13 protein-coding genes are annotated in these 18,000 nt (G+C 48.8%); 2 read left to right on the forward strand and 11 right to left on the reverse strand.

The features are described from left to right. Positions 1–868: 868 nt before the first annotated feature. The 6 genes from AB4Z29_RS07155 to AB4Z29_RS07180 form a co-directional block, all read right to left on the reverse strand. The gene (locus AB4Z29_RS07155) at positions 869–1,627 is read right to left on the reverse strand and encodes a DeoR/GlpR family DNA-binding transcription regulator (RefSeq protein WP_441942357.1); all 759 of its coding nucleotides are present in this window, start codon (positions 1,625–1,627) and stop codon (positions 869–871) included. Between the two features lie 37 nt (positions 1,628–1,664). Next, positions 1,665–3,134, reverse strand: coding sequence for a rhamnulokinase (locus AB4Z29_RS07160; RefSeq protein WP_441942358.1), 1,470 nt, complete (start codon positions 3,132–3,134; stop codon positions 1,665–1,667). Further along, positions 3,131–4,351: an L-rhamnose isomerase gene (rhaI, locus tag AB4Z29_RS07165; RefSeq protein ID WP_441942359.1), complete on the reverse strand. Its 1,221-nt coding sequence runs from the start codon at positions 4,349–4,351 to the stop codon at positions 3,131–3,133. The genes AB4Z29_RS07160 and rhaI overlap by 4 nt, the downstream gene beginning before the upstream one ends. A 53-nt stretch (positions 4,352–4,404) precedes the next feature. Then, a complete protein-coding gene (locus AB4Z29_RS07170; protein WP_441942360.1) occupies positions 4,405–4,776 on the reverse strand; it encodes a sensory rhodopsin transducer in 372 nt (123 codons plus the stop codon). Positions 4,777–4,791: 15 nt separating this feature from the next. Continuing rightward, positions 4,792–6,861, reverse strand: coding sequence for a bifunctional aldolase/short-chain dehydrogenase (locus AB4Z29_RS07175; protein ID WP_441942361.1), 2,070 nt, complete (start codon positions 6,859–6,861; stop codon positions 4,792–4,794). A gap of 419 nt (positions 6,862–7,280) precedes the next feature. Continuing rightward, positions 7,281–8,117 (reverse strand): ArsR/SmtB family transcription factor, encoded by an 837-nt coding sequence (locus AB4Z29_RS07180; protein ID WP_441942362.1) that lies wholly within the window; start codon positions 8,115–8,117, stop codon positions 7,281–7,283. Positions 8,118–8,371: 254 nt separating this feature from the next. On the opposite strand from AB4Z29_RS07180, the gene AB4Z29_RS07185 reads away from it, so the two are divergent. Next, positions 8,372–9,538 (forward strand): iron-containing alcohol dehydrogenase, encoded by a 1,167-nt coding sequence (locus tag AB4Z29_RS07185; RefSeq protein ID WP_441942363.1) that lies wholly within the window; start codon positions 8,372–8,374, stop codon positions 9,536–9,538. A 16-nt stretch (positions 9,539–9,554) separates the two neighbouring features. Then, positions 9,555–10,382: an aldo/keto reductase gene (locus tag AB4Z29_RS07190; RefSeq protein WP_441942364.1), complete on the forward strand. Its 828-nt coding sequence runs from the start codon at positions 9,555–9,557 to the stop codon at positions 10,380–10,382. 278 nt (positions 10,383–10,660) lie between these two features. Here AB4Z29_RS07190 and AB4Z29_RS07195 read toward each other — a convergent pair whose 3' ends face one another. The 5 genes from AB4Z29_RS07195 to AB4Z29_RS07215 form a co-directional block, all read right to left on the reverse strand. Continuing rightward, on the reverse strand, positions 10,661–11,821 hold the full coding sequence (locus tag AB4Z29_RS07195) for a sn-glycerol-1-phosphate dehydrogenase (protein ID WP_441942365.1): 1,161 nt from the start codon (positions 11,819–11,821) through the stop codon (positions 10,661–10,663). Positions 11,822–11,923: 102 nt separating this feature from the next. Beyond that, on the reverse strand, positions 11,924–13,807 hold the full coding sequence (locus tag AB4Z29_RS07200; protein WP_441942366.1) for a substrate-binding domain-containing protein: 1,884 nt from the start codon (positions 13,805–13,807) through the stop codon (positions 11,924–11,926). Next, positions 13,804–15,009: a response regulator transcription factor gene (locus AB4Z29_RS07205; RefSeq protein WP_441942367.1), complete on the reverse strand. Its 1,206-nt coding sequence runs from the start codon at positions 15,007–15,009 to the stop codon at positions 13,804–13,806. The genes AB4Z29_RS07200 and AB4Z29_RS07205 overlap by 4 nt, the downstream gene beginning before the upstream one ends. A 40-nt stretch (positions 15,010–15,049) precedes the next feature. Continuing rightward, positions 15,050–16,825 (reverse strand): sensor histidine kinase, encoded by a 1,776-nt coding sequence (locus AB4Z29_RS07210; RefSeq protein ID WP_441942368.1) that lies wholly within the window; start codon positions 16,823–16,825, stop codon positions 15,050–15,052. Between the two features lie 127 nt (positions 16,826–16,952). Next, positions 16,953–17,999, reverse strand: a complete 1,047-nt coding sequence (locus AB4Z29_RS07215; RefSeq protein WP_441942369.1) for an ABC transporter substrate-binding protein — start codon at positions 17,997–17,999, stop codon at positions 16,953–16,955. Position 18,000: the final 1 nt, after the last annotated feature.

The raw sequence follows: 18,000 nt of genomic DNA on the forward strand, positions 1-18,000 counted from the left end.
CACACATGCGTGCTTATGGCACGAACTAACTAGTTACTTGGGTGCTGTTGGAGCAGATACGTGCTTACAGCTTCATTCACGTCTCTTACTTACTGCATCAGTCATGCCGCTCGCATACGTCGATTTCACTCCGTAAGCACACATGCGTGCTTACGGCACAAACTTACTGGTTACTTGGGTGCTGTAGGAACACATACGTGCTTACAGCTTCATTCCTGCCGCTCACACACGCCGATTTCACACCATAAGCACGCATGCGTGCTTACGGCACAAACTTACTGGTTACTTGGGCGCTGTAGGAACACATATGTGCTTACAGCTTCATTCTTTCCGCACACACACGCCGATTTCACTCTGTAAGCACACATGCGTGCTTATGGCACAAACTAACTAGTTACTTGGGTGCTGTTGGAGCAGATACGTGCTTACAGCTTCATTCAAATCTCTTGCTTACTGCATCAGTCATGCCGCACGCACACGCCGATTTCACTCTGTAAGCACGCATGCGTGCTTACGGCCTAAACCAACTGGTTACTTAGGTGCTGTAGGAACACATACGTGCTTACGGCATCAGTCATGCCGCTCGCACACGCCAATTTCACTCCGTAAGCACGCATCCGTGCTTACGGCACAAACTTACTGGTTACTTGGGTGCTGTAGGAACACATACGTGCTTACAGCTTCATTCTTGCCGCTCACACACGTCGATTTCACTCCATAAGCACGCATGCGTGCTTGCAGCTTAAAACCAACTGGTTACTTGGGTGCTGTAGAAACACATACGTGCTTACGGCACAAACCGCCGGTTCAACCAGATCAATATGAAACGGCACGGCGCATCTGCTGAAGCAGGCGCCGCGCCAGTATGCTAAACCGTTGTAACCGTAATTTGCTTATCCTTCAGCTGCATAAGCAGCTCTTGCGATAAGCGTCTGTCTGTAATAATCGCATCGACATCGCTTAGGTCGGCCACATGCGTGAACGCTTGAACACCGAACTTGCTCGAATCCGCAAGCAAAATCACCTGATCGGCCATGCCGACCATTTTATGCTTAATCCGTGCCTGCAGCTCATTCGACTCGCTCACTCCTCGTTCTAGATGAACGCCTTTGCACGAGAAGAACGCTTTATCGACATGATAAGCATCAAGGGAACGCTCGGCTAGCGGACCGACATAAGACAGCGAACGCGATGCCAATATCCCGCCAGTCGAGATTACCTCGATTTTCTCCTTGCCGCTCAGCTCCATCGCTACTTTAATAGAGTTCGTAAGCACCGTAAGCGGAATATCGGGCATGCTTGCCGCCATATACCAAGCTGTCGAGCTCGCGTCAAGCAGAATACGGTCCTTCGGAAGAATAAGCTTGATCGCTTCCTCCGCAATTCTCTTCTTCTCCTCCGCTTGCGCAATCTCGCGCTCAAAATACGGAATTTCCGGCTGCTGGTCCTTTACGCTAACCGCACCGCCATGGGATCGGCGCAAACGTCCGGCTTGCTCCAAGCGGTCCAGATCGCGACGAATCGTTTCCTCGGTCACCTGACATAGCTCGCTCAGCTCCGTTACACGGATGCTGCCTCTCTCATTTACCAGCAGTACAATTTTATCGTATCGTTCATGGACCAGCATAGCGTACCTCTTTCTTGCTTATATTTGAATTCGCCGATTAAGCGATTCCCGTCTTTTCTCTAAATGTCACGTATGCTTTCTCCCACGCTTCAGGCTGCTCCGGTTCAAAGGTGTCGACCGGGAACGAATCCCGAATCACTCTGCGTGCTTCCCAAATGTCCGCCAGCTCGCCGCTCGCAATCCACTGAACAACCAGATTGCCGATGGCACTGCCCTCGACAGGCCCTGCCCAAACCAGCTTCCCGATCGCATTCGCTGTCCACTGGCACAGGAGCGTGTTCTGAATTCCGCCGCCAACCATATGAAGCCCTCCAAAAGCTTGACCGGACAATTGCTCGGTAAGCTCAAGCACGTAGCGATATTTCAGCGCCAAGCTCTCTAGGACGCAGCGCACGATCGCTCCATTGCTTTCCGGCGGCTTTTGGCCCGTACGCAGACAATATTCGGCAATGCGAGCCGGCATATCGCCCGGATGGAGAAATAATGGATCATCGGGATCAATGCATGCACCGAATGGCTCTGCCTCATCGGCCAGCTTAACTAATTCGGGGAAGGTGTAGGAAATTCCTGCCCGCTCCCATGCTCGCCTGCATTCCTGCAATACCCAAAGTCCCATAATGTTTTTAAGCAGGCGGTAGGTTCCATAGGCACCGCCTTCATTGGTGAAATTCAATTGCTGTGCGAGCTCATTAATGACAGGCGCATTAACTTCCGTTCCCATCAAAGACCAAGTGCCGCAGCTTAAATAAGCGAACGAACGATCCAGCGCAGGCACCGCCGCTACTGCAGAGCCCGTATCATGCTCCGCCGCCGCATAGACCGGAACGGATTCGATGCCAAGCTCCTCGCAAAGGGAGGTTCGCAGACTGCCCACTTGAGCTCCGGGCTGCACGACGCTTCCGAATAAATCAGGCGAGAGGCCAATCGCTTGGATCAACTCCGCATCCCAGCTTTCCGTTAGCGGATTGTATAGCTGGGTCGTCGACGCATTAGAAAACTCATTATACATTTCGCCAGTCAAAAAGTAACGAAGCAGATCCGGAATCATTAAGAAATGCTTCGCGTCCCTCAGCAGCGGCGAATTTGCTTTTTTCAAAGCAGCCAGCTGGTAAATCGTGTTAAACGGGAGAAATTGAATGCCGGTTTTCTCAAAAATAGCAGATGCGGTCAGCTCGCCGGCAACCTGTTCCATAACGCCGTCCGTATGATGGTCCCGGTAATGGTAAGGGTTGCCGAGCAGCTCGCCATTGCTTCCGATTAAGCCAAAATCAACCGCCCACGAATCGATTGCTAGACTTTGAAGCCTAATTTCCCGATGCTTTACCTTCAGCAAGCTTTGTTTCAATTCATGAAGCAGCCGCAAAATATCCCATTGCAGCCGGTCGCCGACCTGCACCGGATCATTCGGGAACCGGTGCAGCTCTTCAACCTCGATCTTGCCGTTATTCAACCGGCCGAGCAGCGCTCTACCGCTGCTCGCCCCGAGATCAAAGGCGAGGATGGTCACCAGCTGGCACCGCCCTTGCCTCTCACCAAAATATCCTTGCCGTAGCTGCTGCTAAGATATGCTTTCATCGGATCATTCGGCAGACCCTGCTCTTCGCGAATCGCGTGCAGCAATGGCGTAACGTCGAACTCGAAAGCGCGGCGAACGGCATCTTCGGCACCAAGAACGTCATGGCGCTCAGCAGCTTCGTTTACTTCGTCATGGTTGATGAGCAGCGCTTTTGCAAGCTGAGTCTGCACGTTAAGAACCGAACGCAGCATGGCAGGAATCTTTTGCTCGATATTGTGAGATTGGTCGATCATGTAAGTGATGCTCTCCGCATTTTGGCGAACGCCTGCGTCGGAATCGCCTGCAGCGCTAAGAATTTGATAAAAAATAAGGAACAGCTCATATGGATTCACAGTACCTACGATAAGATCATCATCCGCGTATTTGCGGCTGTTGAAGTGGAAGCCGCCTAGGCGCTTCTCGTCAAGCAGGTAAGCAACGATATGCTCGATATTCGCTCCCGGCAAGTGGTGGCCCGTATCAACAAGCACTTCCGCCTGTGGTCCAAGCTTCTGCGCAAGGTTGTAGGCCATGCCCCAATCGGCAAGATCCGTATGGTAGAATGCCGGCTCGAAGCATTTGTATTCAATAAGCAGGCGCATGTCTGGAGACAAAGCGCTGTACATTTCCGCCAGTGCTTCCTGCATCCAAGCCTTGCGCTTGCGAATATGCCCTTGACCCGGGTAGTTCGTACCGTCGGCAAACCACAAGCTGAACTCTTTGGAGCCGGTTTCCTTCGCAATGTCTACGCATTCCAGCAAATGATTCGTTGCTTTGCGGCGGATTGCCGCGTCGGAATTGGTGACGCTGCCCAGCATGTAATCCTCGTCCTGAAAAAGATTCGGATTCACTGCGCCAATGGAGAGACCTAGGCTCTCTGCATGGTTTCTAAGCTTGCCATAGTCATCAACCTTATCCCATGGAATATGAATAGCAACTGATGGCGCGATTCCGGTAAGCTTATGCACCTGAGCCGCGTCATCGAATTTCTCGAACGGGTTGCGGGGCACGCCTTCCTTCTGGAATACTTTGAAGCGAGTACCGGAATCGCCATACCCCCATGATGGCGTTTCGATTTTGAGCGCTTTCAATCTTGCTTTTACTTCATCTATGTTAATGCCTCTAGCCTTCTGCTGCTCCTCAAAAAACGCGTATGCGCGATCGGACATATTGAACACCCTTTCAAGTATGTGGTTGGTTATTTCATTTCAAGTATGGTTAATTATTTCATTGGAAAAGCCATTGTAGACATAAGCGTGTTCTCTGCTTGTGTCGAATCCAGACGGCTGTACTGCACTATAATCGGAATATCGCTCAGTACCTCGATGGCGTAAGGAACGCCAATTGGAATAGGCGTCCCTTCCTTCATCAGAGAGCTCGTACGTATATGTTTCGTGCGCCTGCCTTGCACAACAACCAATATATCTTCAAGCGGCTCCCGATCCTCGAAATAAATCGTAAAACGGATAAGTGCTTCTTCGGACGAACAGTTCAGCACGCAAACCGATTCATGGCTGACAAGCGCTCCCGTGCTGTCCGGCGGAATAAAGCCGTCCGGGATATACCATTGCTTTTCTCCTCGCGCTTGAAACATATCGCTCTCTTCCTCCTATCGTGTAAATGCCGCGGGTACGCCGCCATCAATGGTCAGCATGCAGCCCGTTGTTTTATCCGCTTTCGAGGAAGCGAAGAACGCGATGCCTTCTGCGATGTCGCGCGGGTAGATGTTTACGAGCAGCGTCGTGCGCTTGCGGTAGTATTCTTCCAATTGGTCCGGCTCAATGCCGTAAGCCGCAGCGCGCTCATTGCGCCAGCTGCCGTTCCAGATCGCCGAGCCCTGTAGAATCGCATCCGGCAGAATCGTGTTCACGCGAATGCCGAACTCGCCTCCCTCAGCTGCGATACAGCGGGCAAGATGAGCTTCAAGCGCTTTGGCCGCGCTGTATGCGGAAGCATTTTTGCCTGCGTACACGGAGTTTTTGGAGCCGATGAATACCATGTTCCCGCCAATGCTCTGCTGCTTCATCATTTTGAACGCTTCGCGCGCTACAAGGAAATAACCTGTGCCGAGCACGTTCATGTTCAGGTTCCACTCTTTCAGCGAGGTTTCGTCGAATGGGCTCGAGGTTGCTAGTCCCGCATTATTGACGATAATATCCACGCCGCCATAAGCAAGTGCCGTTTCCGCATAAGCAGCCGTTACCTGCTCCTCGCTTGTTACGTCCATTTTGACAGCCGTAGCGCGGTGATCGCCGTACTTTTCATTGATTTCTGCGGCGACCTTCTGTGCGCCTTCCAAATTAAGATCGGCAAGCACAACATGCGCGCCTTCGGATACAAGGCGGCGAGCCGTTTCGCTTCCGATACCGCCAGCGCCGCCAGTGATGAAAGCAACCTTGCGTGAAAATTCCGTTTCTGCGGGAGCCAGTGACAATTTGTAAAGCTCAAGCGGCCAATATTCCACGTTGTATGACTCATTCTCGCTAAGCGATACGAAATCGCCAAGCGCCGTTGCGCCGCGCATGACCGCAATCGCACGGTGGTATAGCGCGCCGCTAACCTGAGCCATTGCCCAGCTCTTGCCTGTATTGATCATCCCGATACCAGGAATAAGAATGACGCGTGGCGCTGCTTCGAACATCACGTCGCCTTCATTTTTGTTGCGCTCGAAGTATGCTTCATATTGCTCTTTGTATGCTGCGATACCTTGAGACAATTTCGCCTTCAAGCCATCGATATCCTCTGCATTTGGCGTCCAGTCAATAAATAGCGGAACGACCTTCGTGTGTACGAGATGATCCGGGCAAGCCGCGCCGACTTGTGACAATTGCGGTGAATCTTGGCCGCTTACGAATGACAGCACATCCGCTTCGTCGTCGAACGTTAGGATCATTTTTTTCGTATCGCTTACAGCACCGCGAATCGTTGGCATCACTTGTGCGGCTACGTTTCTGCGCACTTCGGATTCAAGCACTTCGTATTTCACGCCGCCGAACAGCGACGCTTCGTCAAAGCGTGATTCAATGAAAGCTTCTGCTTCAGAAATAATTTTGATCGTCTGCGCGTAGCATTCCTCACTTGTTTCGCCCCAAGTAACAAGACCGTGCTTCTCCATAAGCACAAGCTCGGCATTCGGATTGGCAAGAACGCCTTCAGCGATCATTTTGGAAAGATTAAAGCCGGGACGCACATAAGGCACCCATACGAAACGGTCGCCGAAAATTTCTTTCGCTAGCGCTTTGCCGTTGTCAGCGCAGCAAAGGCTAATTATGGAATCGGGATGTGTATGATCCACATGTTTGAATGGAAGGAACGCATGCAGCAGCGTTTCGATGGATGCGCGCGGATGCTTGGAATCGATCATGCAATTGACGAGGTAAGCGACCATTTCCTCATCCGGCATTTCAGAACGCTCGAATAACGGACGGATATCATCCATGCGAAGACCTGTAAAGTTGCCAGCTTTCATTGAAGCAAGATCGGAGCCGCTGCCCTTTACATACATCACTTCAACATCACGACCGCGAAAATCTTTAACTGTTGTTTTGGTAGATGTATTGCCGCCGCCGAAATTACATACGCGGCGATCCGCGCCGATAATGTTGGAACGGTAGACTAGCTCGGCAAGTCCGCCTTCAAGCTGTGCTGCTTTTTCGTTTTCCCATAAACTTTGTACCATGGATATACCTCCGAATGTTGTTTTGTATTTGTTTGATTGGATCATATCATATTTGTTTGTTTTTGAATATACATATTTCAAACATAAACGGAAATATAAAAGTGGATTTATGTCTTATCCATACAAATATAAAGAAAAATTCGATTTTTCAATTTTCAGCCAGCTATCTGCATGTTCTATTATTTGCTGAGCGCTGGAGCGCCGGTTTGTACCGTACATACTGAAACCGAAGAAGGAGACTGCTCCTTCTACTCCCATCTTTGTCACTTTTAGTCCAAATAGCAAAAAAGCCAACCTCTGCTTATAGGCTGACCTTACACTAACTATAGCTCGCCTGCCGAACAACCACTACCTGACACCTACCTGAACTCACATCAGTTACAGAGAAAAGTGCTGCTTGCTGCTTGCTGCTTGCTATTTCACTGACACCGCAGAATGACCTCAATATCCTGGTTGTAATTGCCAAAGCCTTTGCCGAACAAGGTGACGCCGCCGCAGTTTTTGGCAGTCGCGCTGCAAGAAATGCGGAATAAAATTTGTTTGTCGTAAGCCAGCATCAGCTGGTCGATTGTCACATTCGATACTTGAATGCCATCAATGAACGATCCCAGCTGGTTTACGCGAATCGTCTTAATTAAGCCATGCTGGATGTTTTTGTGCCACCACTCAGGCGTGTACAGGCCCCTCGTGCTGCCAAAGTCACCTGGATAGGTCCATATCCCAATGCCTACTCCATTAATCGTAAATGCGATATCCGATGGCAAATGATTGACGCTGCATGGCGTCTCTGAGCATATTTCCATCGAGATTTCCAATGATTCCGGCGTTTCGTTATTCACCATATAATTAGGAATCCGATATTGCACGAAACCTGAGCCAAACCATAGCACCTTGGCCTGCACATGCTCCGGATCGGCAAAATACCGCGGATCGTCGCACATCCCGATCATTTGCGTGTCGGAAGCCAGCCCGCAGGTTGGTTTGATTTGATAAGAGGAATAATGTCCTACGGGCAGCGAGACCTCATAACGCTTCGCTTCATCAACAGTAGGCGAGCTTTTGAAAAGGAGCATCGTTTGGGTGAGCTGAAGATGGCAAATTTTTTGCATGCCTCGCTTGCCAGCTACGCTCTCGCATCGAACAATGCCAGCTTCCTCCAGCATATGTATATGCCTCGTTACAATAGGAGACTTTATGTCTAGCGCTTCGGACAGGCTTTTTATATTCATCGGCTGAACACCGAGCAATTCGATCATTTTGACCCTCGTTAATGATGAAAGGCACTCAAGAAATTTGATATTGCGGCTGCTTACTTCAACTTGCATGCTTGTACCCCTTTGCTTCTGTCTAATTGCCAACCATTATATAACTAAAAAGTTATCCTTTCAACGCTTAATATCGGGTAAACTTGACATTGGAAACGGATTTCAATAAAATAAACCGCGTATACATAACCAAAAGGATGTTTAGTTACCTAATTAGTTACCCAAACAAACCTAGGAGGTACGGCATGAACTCATTTCAATTTGTTAACCCGACTCATATTGTTTTCGGTGAAGGCACTGCCAGTCAAGTAGGCCAACTCACGGCAAAGCATGGCAAAACAGTCCTGCTTGTATATGGATCAGGAAGCGTGAAAAAAACAGGCTTGTATGATAAAACGGTTAGTCTGCTGCAAGATGCGGGCGTTTCCGTGCATGAGCTTCCTAATATTGAACCGAACCCTCGCCTAAGCACGGTAAACAAGGGAATTGCAATTTGCCGTAAACAAGGCGTTGATTTCATTCTAGCAGTAGGCGGAGGAAGCGTCATAGATGCAGCCAAAGCGATTGCCGCAGGTGTCCCTTATGACGGAGACGTATGGGACTTCTTCACGGGTAAGGCCGTAATCGAGAAAGCTCTTCCGATCGGTACGATTCTCACGCTAGCTGCAACGGGATCGGAAATGAACGGTTCATCCGTCGTAACCAACTGGGAAGAAAATTTAAAGCGTGCTTTTGGCAGCTCCCACACCTATCCTAAATTTTCGATTCTTGACCCAACACTCACCTATACGGTTCCGCGCAACCACACCGTCAACGGCGCCGTTGATATTATGTCGCATGTGTTCGAGCAATATTTCAGCTTAACAGAAAATACGCCGCTGCAGGAGCGCTTCTGCGAATCCATTCTGCAGACGGTTATCGAGAATGTCGAGCTTGCCCTTGAGAACCCAGAGCATGCCGCGGCTCGCGCCAATTTGATGTGGAGCGGTACGATGGCATTGAACGGCGGCATGATCAGCGTCGGAATGGCGAATGATTGGGCATCCCACGGCATTGAGCATGAAGTCAGTGCGATTTATGATATTCCGCACGGCGCAGGGCTGGCCGTTATTTTCCCGAACTGGATGAAATATGTCCATGAAGAACGGATCGACCGCTTTGTGCAATACGCAACACGGGTATGGGGAGTGAATCCCGCAGGCAAATCAGATCAAGAAATTGCGCTGGAAGGCATTCAAGCGACACGCGATTTCTTCACGCGAATCGGAGCAGAATCACGTCTAGCCGACTTCGAGATTGGAAGCGAGAAGCTTGACCGTATGGCTGAGGAAGCCGTTCGTTACGGTGCAATCGGGTCATTCAAGCGCTTAGAAAAGCAAGATGTCAAAGCAATTTTAGAATTGTCACTATAAAGGAGGCTGCTTCAGCATGTCACAAGCACGTACCGAATCGACGATACTTAGCAACGGCGTAAAGATGCCATGGCTTGGACTTGGCGTTTGGAAGGTAAAGGATGACGGAGAAGCAGAACGCTCGGTTGCCTCGGCAATTGAAGCCGGCTACAGAAGCATAGACACGGCTGCGGCCTACAACAATGAAACAGGCGTAGGCGCCGGCATCCGAAACAGCGGAATCGCTAGAGATGATATTTTCGTTACGACAAAAATATGGAATGCTCATCAAGGCTACGAGTCCACGCTGACCGCATTCGAGGACAGCAGACGCAAGCTCGACCTCGATGTCGTGGACTTGCTGCTCATTCATTGGCCTGTCAAGGACAAATACACGGAAACCTGGCGCGCGCTTGAGAAGCTCTACAGAGACGGCTTCGTCCGTGCAATTGGTGTGAGCAACTTCCAAATACATCACCTGCGGGACGTTATCTCAACCGGTGAATTCGTGCCAATGGTTAACCAAGTCGAGTACCACCCGCTTCTCACGCAAACGGAGCTTCACACCTTTGCAAAAAGCAGCAATATCCAGCTCATGGCATGGAGCCCGCTCATGCAAGGAAATCTCGATCAAAGCGTCCTCGCTGAGATTGGCGCCAAATACGGCAAATCCCCCGCTCAAGTTGTACTCAGGTGGGATCTTCAGAACGAGGTCGTTACGATCCCGAAATCGGTTAATCCCGTTCGCCAGCAAGAGAATGCGGATATTTTCGACTTTACATTAACCGATGAGGAAGTTGCCCTCATTAGCGGGCTTAACCGCAATCAGCGTTTTGGGCCTGATCCGGATAACTTTAACTTCTAATTCGACGGATCCTCGATTCGGAAACGATTTAGACGAGGGCTGGCCCCGAAAGGGCAACATAAGCCTGCTAAACCCATGACATACACAAAAGAACCTTCAACGCCACTAAATGATATGCTCCCATCAAGGCAGAAGTAGAATTTTTGTTTTTTCTACTGTCTACTATGATGGGAGCATATCAAAAAGTGGAGCTTGAAGGTTCTTTTCAATTTGATTGGATGGAACAAGCTGAAATTTCCAAACCCGACTAAAGAAACAGCCTTGCTTCAGCTCCTATACTATAGTCCGTTCAAAACGCGCAGCAATGTATACCGATTCGGACGAACCTGATCGGCTTCCTGCAGGCTACGCATCAGAAGCTCGGAGTCTATGCCAAGCTCTTCTGTTGTTGCCGGTCCGCCTACCTGCGTAAGCCACGCTCTAATTTGCGTCTCATCCGGCAAGGCAGCAATCGATTCGCGCACTTGCTCGGGATGCGCAGTAAAGGCAAGTCCACCCTCCTCAGCCGCCAGACGGTGATACAGCTTGGAAATCTCCGCACAGGCGACGCCAACCTTTGCTCCATGCAGAAGCTGCCTTTTGCCTAAGCGGATGTATTCCATCTCCCAATAGTGTGATAGATGGTGCTCGGCGCCGGAAGCGGAATGCGATTGGCCGAACAGCAGCATCGCCAGCCCTGATTCAATCAATGTTTCTATTAATATGCGAATGCCTGCCTGATCACGGCTGGCAATCTGCTCCACATGCATGGTGCAATTCTGAAGCGCAATACGCGTAATTTCAGCTACCTCCACGGAATATGGCTCACCGCCCTCCGATGCGCCAAAATGCCAATCAAACAATGACGTATATTTGCCCAGCATGTCGCCAAAGCCAGCAGCTACCATAGCGGATGGCGCTTTTGCCAAAATGTCCAAATCCGCAAATATAGCGTCCGGTCCAATCGCCGCAATCGTCTTCTTCTCACCGCGGATGATGATGGGAGCACCCTTTGAATTAAAACCGTCGACCGAAGGCGCGGTTGGTACCGATAGGAAAGGAATGCCTGCCGTATACGCCGCATAACGGGAAATATCATGAAGCGTTCCCGAGCCGGCCGCAATGACAACCTGTGCTTTCTTTAGCTGAATGTCGAGCAGCAGCTGTACGATCGAAGCTTCGTCGGCAATGACATCTCCCTGCGGATTTGGCTTAATAAGCGTTACCTGAACCGAAATGCCAAGCGCCGCAATCGCTTCCTCCAGCGTTCTGCCTGCAATCTCATATGTGATGGCGTCTGCTGCTATGATAACCTGAGCATAGTTTTTCTCCTTCAGATAAGGAGCAACCTCATTGATGGCGCCTGCTTCAATCCGTAATGGTTCTATTTCAATGGATCGCAGCGTATCTGCATCAAATCCTGCAGCAATCTGTTTGATTCTCTGGATCAAGGTTGACATAAATATCGCCTCTTCTCATTTGGATATTATTTCTTTATTGTCCCTCTGTGAAGAGCAGCTTGTCAACCCGCCTGAGTCCAGCTCAGCCTAGCATCCCGTTCATTAGTATTCCCTTCTTGCCAACGCGCGCTTCGCCGTATCCTGAGTGAATACCCCCTCCGAGGTAATGATCTTCATCGGGAGCTCTTTCCCGGCCATATAATCTTTCACGGCTTTCATGAGCTGCGGGCCAAGCAGCGGATTGCACTCGACGACAAAATTTAATTTGCCGGTACCCAGCGCCTTTAATGCAGCCCTAGTCGCATCTACCGAAATGATCTTGATATCCTTGCCCGGCTTCAGTCCATATTGCTCAATCGCCTGTATCGCTCCGAGAGCCATATCATCATTATGGGAGTATACGACATCGATGTCTTTGCCATGTTGAGCAAGCGCTTCAAGCATGAGCTGTTTTCCATTTTCCAACGTAAAGTCGCCCTGCAAAGATTGCACGATCCGGTAACCAAGCTCATCTTGAATAATTTCTTCAAATCCAAGCTTCCGTCCCACGGCGGGATCGGAATCCTTTGTGCCTTGAAGCTCAATGATATTCACCTGCTCGGAGTTTCCTTCTATTTCTTGTATGAGCCAGCGAGCCGCCCGCCTGCCTTCCTCTACGAAATCCGAGCCGATGTAGGCGGTCCATAAAGAATCATCGCTTACTTTCACTTCGCGGTCTGAGAGAATAACAGGGATTCCTGCTTGCTTGGCCTCCCGCAGTACAACGTCCCAGCCCGTCTTGACTAAAGGTGAAAACACGATAAAATCCACTTTCATCGCGATGAATCTTCTAATCGATTCGACTTGCTTATCCTGCTGCTGCAGCGCATTTTCGTAAAGCAGCTCGATTCCTTCCTCTTTGGCTGCATGGATAACGGAATTGGTATGCGCCAGCCGCCAGCCGCTCTCCAAACCGACCTGCGCGAAACCAATCTTTATAGGCGCGGCTTCGGTTATTTGCCTAACTGGCTTATTCTGTGTGGTTGTTTCCCGCTCATCGAATACATGCACGTTGTCCTTAGTGATCGGATGGCTTCTCAGAATAATTTTCTTGGGAATACCTTTTTCTTTATTTAGAATGTCAACTGCATACCGAATAGCCTCTCCACCGCCCGTCGGACTGGTAAAGGTACCGGTGAGCGTACCGTCCTTAACGAGATTCAATCCGCCATTATCTCCCTTAACACCGTCTACGCCAATAATCTTGACATCCGTTAACCCTTTTTTCTTCAATGCAATCGATGCACCCAATGCCATCGCGTCATTATGGGCAAAGATGAGATCGATGTCCGTGTCCTTTTCGAGTGTATTTAAAAGCAGATCTTCTGATTTATCGCGCTCCCAATCCGCATACAGCGATTCCGCAATCACGATATCTTTGCGGTCAGTTAGCGCTTCGCGGAAGCCTTCACTGCGTTCATCTACCGTCGGCGAGCCCTTGAGCCCTAGAATCTCGACGATCCGATTATCCCCTGCTTCAAGCAGCTGCTTCGCGTATCCCGCCGCCTTGCTGCCAATGAGACGATTATCTGTTCCAATATACAACGTATAATCATAACCCGTTACGCCGCGGCCTAGCACGATAACCGGAATTTTCTCATAGATTTCGGTTATCGTAGGCGTTAGTAGAATCGGATCATCGAGCGAAATAATGAGCAAATCAATGCCATACCCCATCAGCTTATGTAAATCTTCTTCCTGCTGCTTGCTATCATTACCCCCGTCGGTAAAAATGACGCGCAGATCTGGATATGCGCTTGCATCGCGCTTGATCTCGTCATTAAGCAACACACGCCAAGGCTCGTTTAAATTGGGCTGCGAGACCCCTATGAGATATTTGACCGCTTCGCCTTGTATGGTCGCTGTCTGATTGCTGCAGGAATACAAGCTTAACAGAGCCATAAACGCGACGAAAAAAAATAAAAGTTTGTACCTTGCTTCTTTCATGTCCAGCTTCCTTTGCGATAGGAGTTGGGAGAAACGCCTGTTTTTTTCTTGAAAGCGTTGCTGAAGTAGTGCTGGCTGTTATAACCGACCTTTTCCGCAATTTCATAAACCTTATAACTGGTATCGTTCATAAGCAGAACCGCATGCTTGATTCGTACGTCTGTCAAATAATCAATGAACGAAGCACCAATCTCCTTCTTGAGCAGCTTGCTTAAATAGGTTGGACTTACTCTCACCTGATCCGCAACCTCCTGCAAGGAAAGGTTCGGCATCGCATAGGCTTGCTCAACGAACTTCTTCGCAAGCAGAACGACGGGCGACAAGCTGCCCTTTGCATTAATGTCTTTCACAAGCTCGTTATAGACACGGTCAGCGTGCAGAAAGCCATCGCTAAGCACTTTGTCCGAATAAATAACCATCCGCGCCAATATTTCTTCGAATTTCGTTTGAATAGCCATACACTGCGTGATCCACTCACTCTCATCCGGTATCGGCGAGAAGATGACAATATAACCCCGTTCATCCTCCAATACGACATGCTGGCCGCTGGCTGCTAGTATATCCTCTATGATATTTCTGGAAGCAAATTCGAGTAAATCCTTGCCCCATTCCTTCTTAACTGTACCGACGTTTGTGCTTTGAACAACCTTGAACACAGCGAGCCGGGTTGAAGCGCTAATGGGAAGCTTCAGATACTCAATATTTTCCACAACCTCGTCGGGCTCCCATAATCCACTTATCCACCTGCGCAGAAAGTTGTCCCGTATAAGCAAGGAATTATTGTGAAGCTGCTTGCTCGTAAACGCTTGGAATTCCTCTTTTATTTTGTTTTTCTCCAGTTCAATAACAGCGCGATCTATCAGTTCCTTCAGCTGAGACTTGACTACCGGCTTTAGAATATAATCAAACACGCTCAGCTTCACTGCTTTCTGTGCATAAGTAAACTCGTCATAGCCGGTAATGACGACGACCAAGCACTTATACTCAAGCTGCAGCTGCTCGACAAAAGCTAGTCCATCCAGAAACGGCATGTTAATATCGACAAATATGAGATCCGGTTTGGTGGACCTTGCAACCTCAAGCGCCTCAATCCCGTCCTCTGCTTCTCCTACTACCTCAATGCCCAGCTCTTCCCAGGGCAGCACCTGCATCAGACCTCTTCTTATTCTTGGCTCATCATCAGCGATGACTAATTTCCACATGCTGCTCTCCTCCTTCTATGAGTAAGAAGCTCTTTCAGCCTCAATTATTATTTAAAGGCAAATACACATTGACCCTCGTCCCTTTGCCATATTCGCTTTGCACCTCGATGCCGTAGGAGGCGCCGTACGTCAAACGAATGCGCTCATTGACATTGAACAGCCCAAAGCCGTTTTTATGCTCTGGATTGACTGAATCCTTCAAGCCCTGTTCAAGAAGCTCCAACTGCTCCGGCTTTATGCCTTGCCCGCTATCAATAACAGACAATACGAGATGCTGGTCAATTTTTGCTGTTTCAATACGGATATGCCCCTTACCCTTTTTCATTTTGATGCCATGGTAGATGGCATTCTCGACAAGTGGTTGAAGGATCAGCTTCAATAAGCGATTGTATTTCAAATGCTCGGGTATTTCTTGAATCTCGTAGCTGATCTTACTCTCGTAGCGCATCATTTGAATAATTAGATAGCTGTTCACATGCTTGATTTCATCCTCAAGAGATATCATTTCATTGCCCTTACTTAAGCCGATTCGAAACAGATTGGTGAGCGCGATAATAATTTCAACGATATCATCCGCTCCTCTATCCTGTGCCATCCACTGGATCGTATCGAGCGTATTGTATAGAAAATGCGGCTTAATCTGCTCTTGCAGCACCTTGAGCTCCGCCTCCCGTTTCTCTTTCTGCTCGGTATAAACCATATGGATTAATTGCTCAATTTCCTGAACCATCTTGTTGAAGCTGTCGCCAAGTTGGCCGATTTCATCCTTTGATCCGCCTTTGAACCTAAGATGCAGCTCCCCTTCCTCTACTCGCTGCATAATTCGCCTAAGCTTGCGGACAGGTTTGATAATCGAATTGGTGAAAAACCACGAGACGATTATAGCCAGGATGATCGTGAGCAGCACGACGATAACGGTGTAGAGCTGCCACTTGATAACGACCGACTTGGACTCATCCAGCGGAAACACGCTGACGATTTTCCAATTTGTACGCTCGAAGCGATCCTGCATAATTTGAAAGGTTCGATTGTTTATTTTCTTTTCCATACGGGTGTAACCGCTTTCCAACCAATTATTATCGATCCTGTAAACAATCAAATTGACCGGAGAATACACGATCCCTCCATGTGAATCGGTAATATAGACGAATCCGCTTTTCCCTAAAGACACCGACTCAATCGTCGTTTGAAAAATGCTTAACTCCATGTCTAGCAAAACGACGCCTAAAACCTCATTTGTGCGCGGATTCTTAATCGCCTTTACGAAAGACAGCACTTGATCGGCACTGTAATTGTATTCCGATTTAATATTTCTGCCGATTGGCTTGCTGATCAGCAGCAGCTCATCTGGATTGCTTACCGCTTCCTTGTACCAGCTCTCCGAGGTTAACGGATTACGAATGACTCTCTCCAGTCTATTGCTTACGTATTGATCAGTTCTATTAACGATTAGAAGGCCCGCAATTTCCGAATGCCTGCTCTCGTACATCGCGATCACTTTTTCAATATCTGCCTTGTTCGCACCTATGCCGTCAATACCGGTACTCAGTCCTTCATTGAAAAAAGTCATCACGTTATTGTCGTTTGCAACATAAGCCAAAATATTTTCCATTTCGTCGAAATAATAAACGATGTTTTTCTTAACCTGCTTCATCATTTGAATCGTATGTTCATTCGACGTATCTTCGATTGAGCGCTTATAAACTCCGGTGCCTACCGCGCTTAACGTGACGATCGACAATAATATAATAATGACAAAATAAATGAGAAGCTTGAACCGAATACTTCGATTTTGAAATCGTTGGATAATCTCCAAGCGGTTGTTTCCTGCAAACACATTCTCACCTATTTCTTTTTCATCTCAGTATATCTCGACTTCTCGGGGTGGGAAACAACAAATTGCAAAGGGGCAAAAGCCCCTTTGCAATTTGCTGCATTCGAGTTTAATAGAGTCGGTTTGGCAATGCATCGATTGCTTTTTGACCGAAGAATACATCCTCGTCCGATTTGATCCATTTTTCCAACGTTTTGCCTTCTTTAAAGTCTAGGATTGCTTGTTTCAGCTGTGGTCCCAGCAATGGATTACACTCTACGGTCACATTCAGTTTGCCGTCGCGGATTGCTTCAAAAGCTGGTTTGATGCCGTCTACCGATACGACGAAAATGTCAGTTCCCGGCTTTAAGCCGTATTCTTCAATCGCTTGAATCGCACCAAGCGCCATGTCATCGTTATGCGCGTAAACCGCTTGAATGTTTTTGCCGTCTGATTTCAGGAATGCTTCCATTACCTCTTTGCCCTTTGCACGAGTAAAGTCACCGGTCTGAGATTTGATGATTTTGTAGTTAGGGTTGCCGTCAACGATTTCTTGGAAGCCCTTTTGGCGATCATTGGCAGCGCTCGCGCCAACCGTTCCCTGAAGCTCAACGATGTTTACTTTCTTGTCTGCGCCAAGCAGCTCCATCATCGTTTTTGCTGCGTTTTGGCCTTCAAGCACGAAGTCGGAACCGATAAAGGAAGTGTATAGCGACTCATCGCTCACTTTTACAGTACGGTCAAGCAGGAACACCGGAATGTTTGCTGCTTTTGCTTCTTCAAGCACTGTTTCCCAGCCGGATTCAACGACTGGCGCAAGAGCGATCGCATCTACTTTTTGGGAGATGAATGTACGAATGGCTTTGATTTGGTTCTCTTGCTTTTGCTGAGCATCGGAGAACTTCAGCTCGAACTGCGCGTCACTGCCGAATGTGTCCTTAATCGATTGTGTTTCAGCATCCCGCCAGCCGCTCTCCGCACCGATTTGCGAGAAGCCCAGCACGATCTTTTTGTCTGAGCCTTTGTCTTCTGCTGCCGGAGCTGTAGTCTCCGCCGGTGCATTGGTTGCAGCGTTTCCTCCATTATTGTTAGCTGCATTGCCGCTGCATGCCGATAGCAGAAGGCCTACCGCTAACACCGTTGTCATTACAAAAGAGCTCTTTTTAAACTTAAACATT

Origin of the sequence: Paenibacillus sp. 2TAB23 (genome assembly GCF_052115165.1) — a bacterium.
GTDB lineage: Bacteria > Bacillota > Bacilli > Paenibacillales > Paenibacillaceae > Pristimantibacillus.

Bases quoted from the DNA above. Each gene is read 5' to 3' on its own strand.
- AB4Z29_RS07155 (WP_441942357.1), bottom strand. From the start codon at position 1,627: ATGCTGGTCCATGAACGATACGATAAAATTGTACTGCTGGTAAATGAG.
- rhaI (WP_441942359.1), bottom strand. From the start codon at position 4,351: ATGTCCGATCGCGCATACGCGTTTTTTGAGGAGCAGCAGAAGGCTAGA.
- AB4Z29_RS07170 (WP_441942360.1), bottom strand. From the start codon at position 4,776: ATGTTTCAAGCGCGAGGAGAAAAGCAATGGTATATCCCGGACGGCTTT.
- AB4Z29_RS07175 (WP_441942361.1), bottom strand. From the start codon at position 6,861: ATGGTACAAAGTTTATGGGAAAACGAAAAAGCAGCACAGCTTGAAGGC.
- AB4Z29_RS07180 (WP_441942362.1), bottom strand. From the start codon at position 8,117: ATGATCGAATTGCTCGGTGTTCAGCCGATGAATATAAAAAGCCTGTCC.
- AB4Z29_RS07185 (WP_441942363.1), top strand. From the start codon at position 8,372: ATGAACTCATTTCAATTTGTTAACCCGACTCATATTGTTTTCGGTGAA.
- AB4Z29_RS07190 (WP_441942364.1), top strand. From the start codon at position 9,555: ATGTCACAAGCACGTACCGAATCGACGATACTTAGCAACGGCGTAAAG.
- AB4Z29_RS07195 (WP_441942365.1), bottom strand. From the start codon at position 11,821: ATGTCAACCTTGATCCAGAGAATCAAACAGATTGCTGCAGGATTTGAT.
- AB4Z29_RS07200 (WP_441942366.1), bottom strand. From the start codon at position 13,807: ATGAAAGAAGCAAGGTACAAACTTTTATTTTTTTTCGTCGCGTTTATG.
- AB4Z29_RS07205 (WP_441942367.1), bottom strand. From the start codon at position 15,009: ATGTGGAAATTAGTCATCGCTGATGATGAGCCAAGAATAAGAAGAGGT.
- AB4Z29_RS07215 (WP_441942369.1), bottom strand. From the start codon at position 17,999: ATGTTTAAGTTTAAAAAGAGCTCTTTTGTAATGACAACGGTGTTAGCG.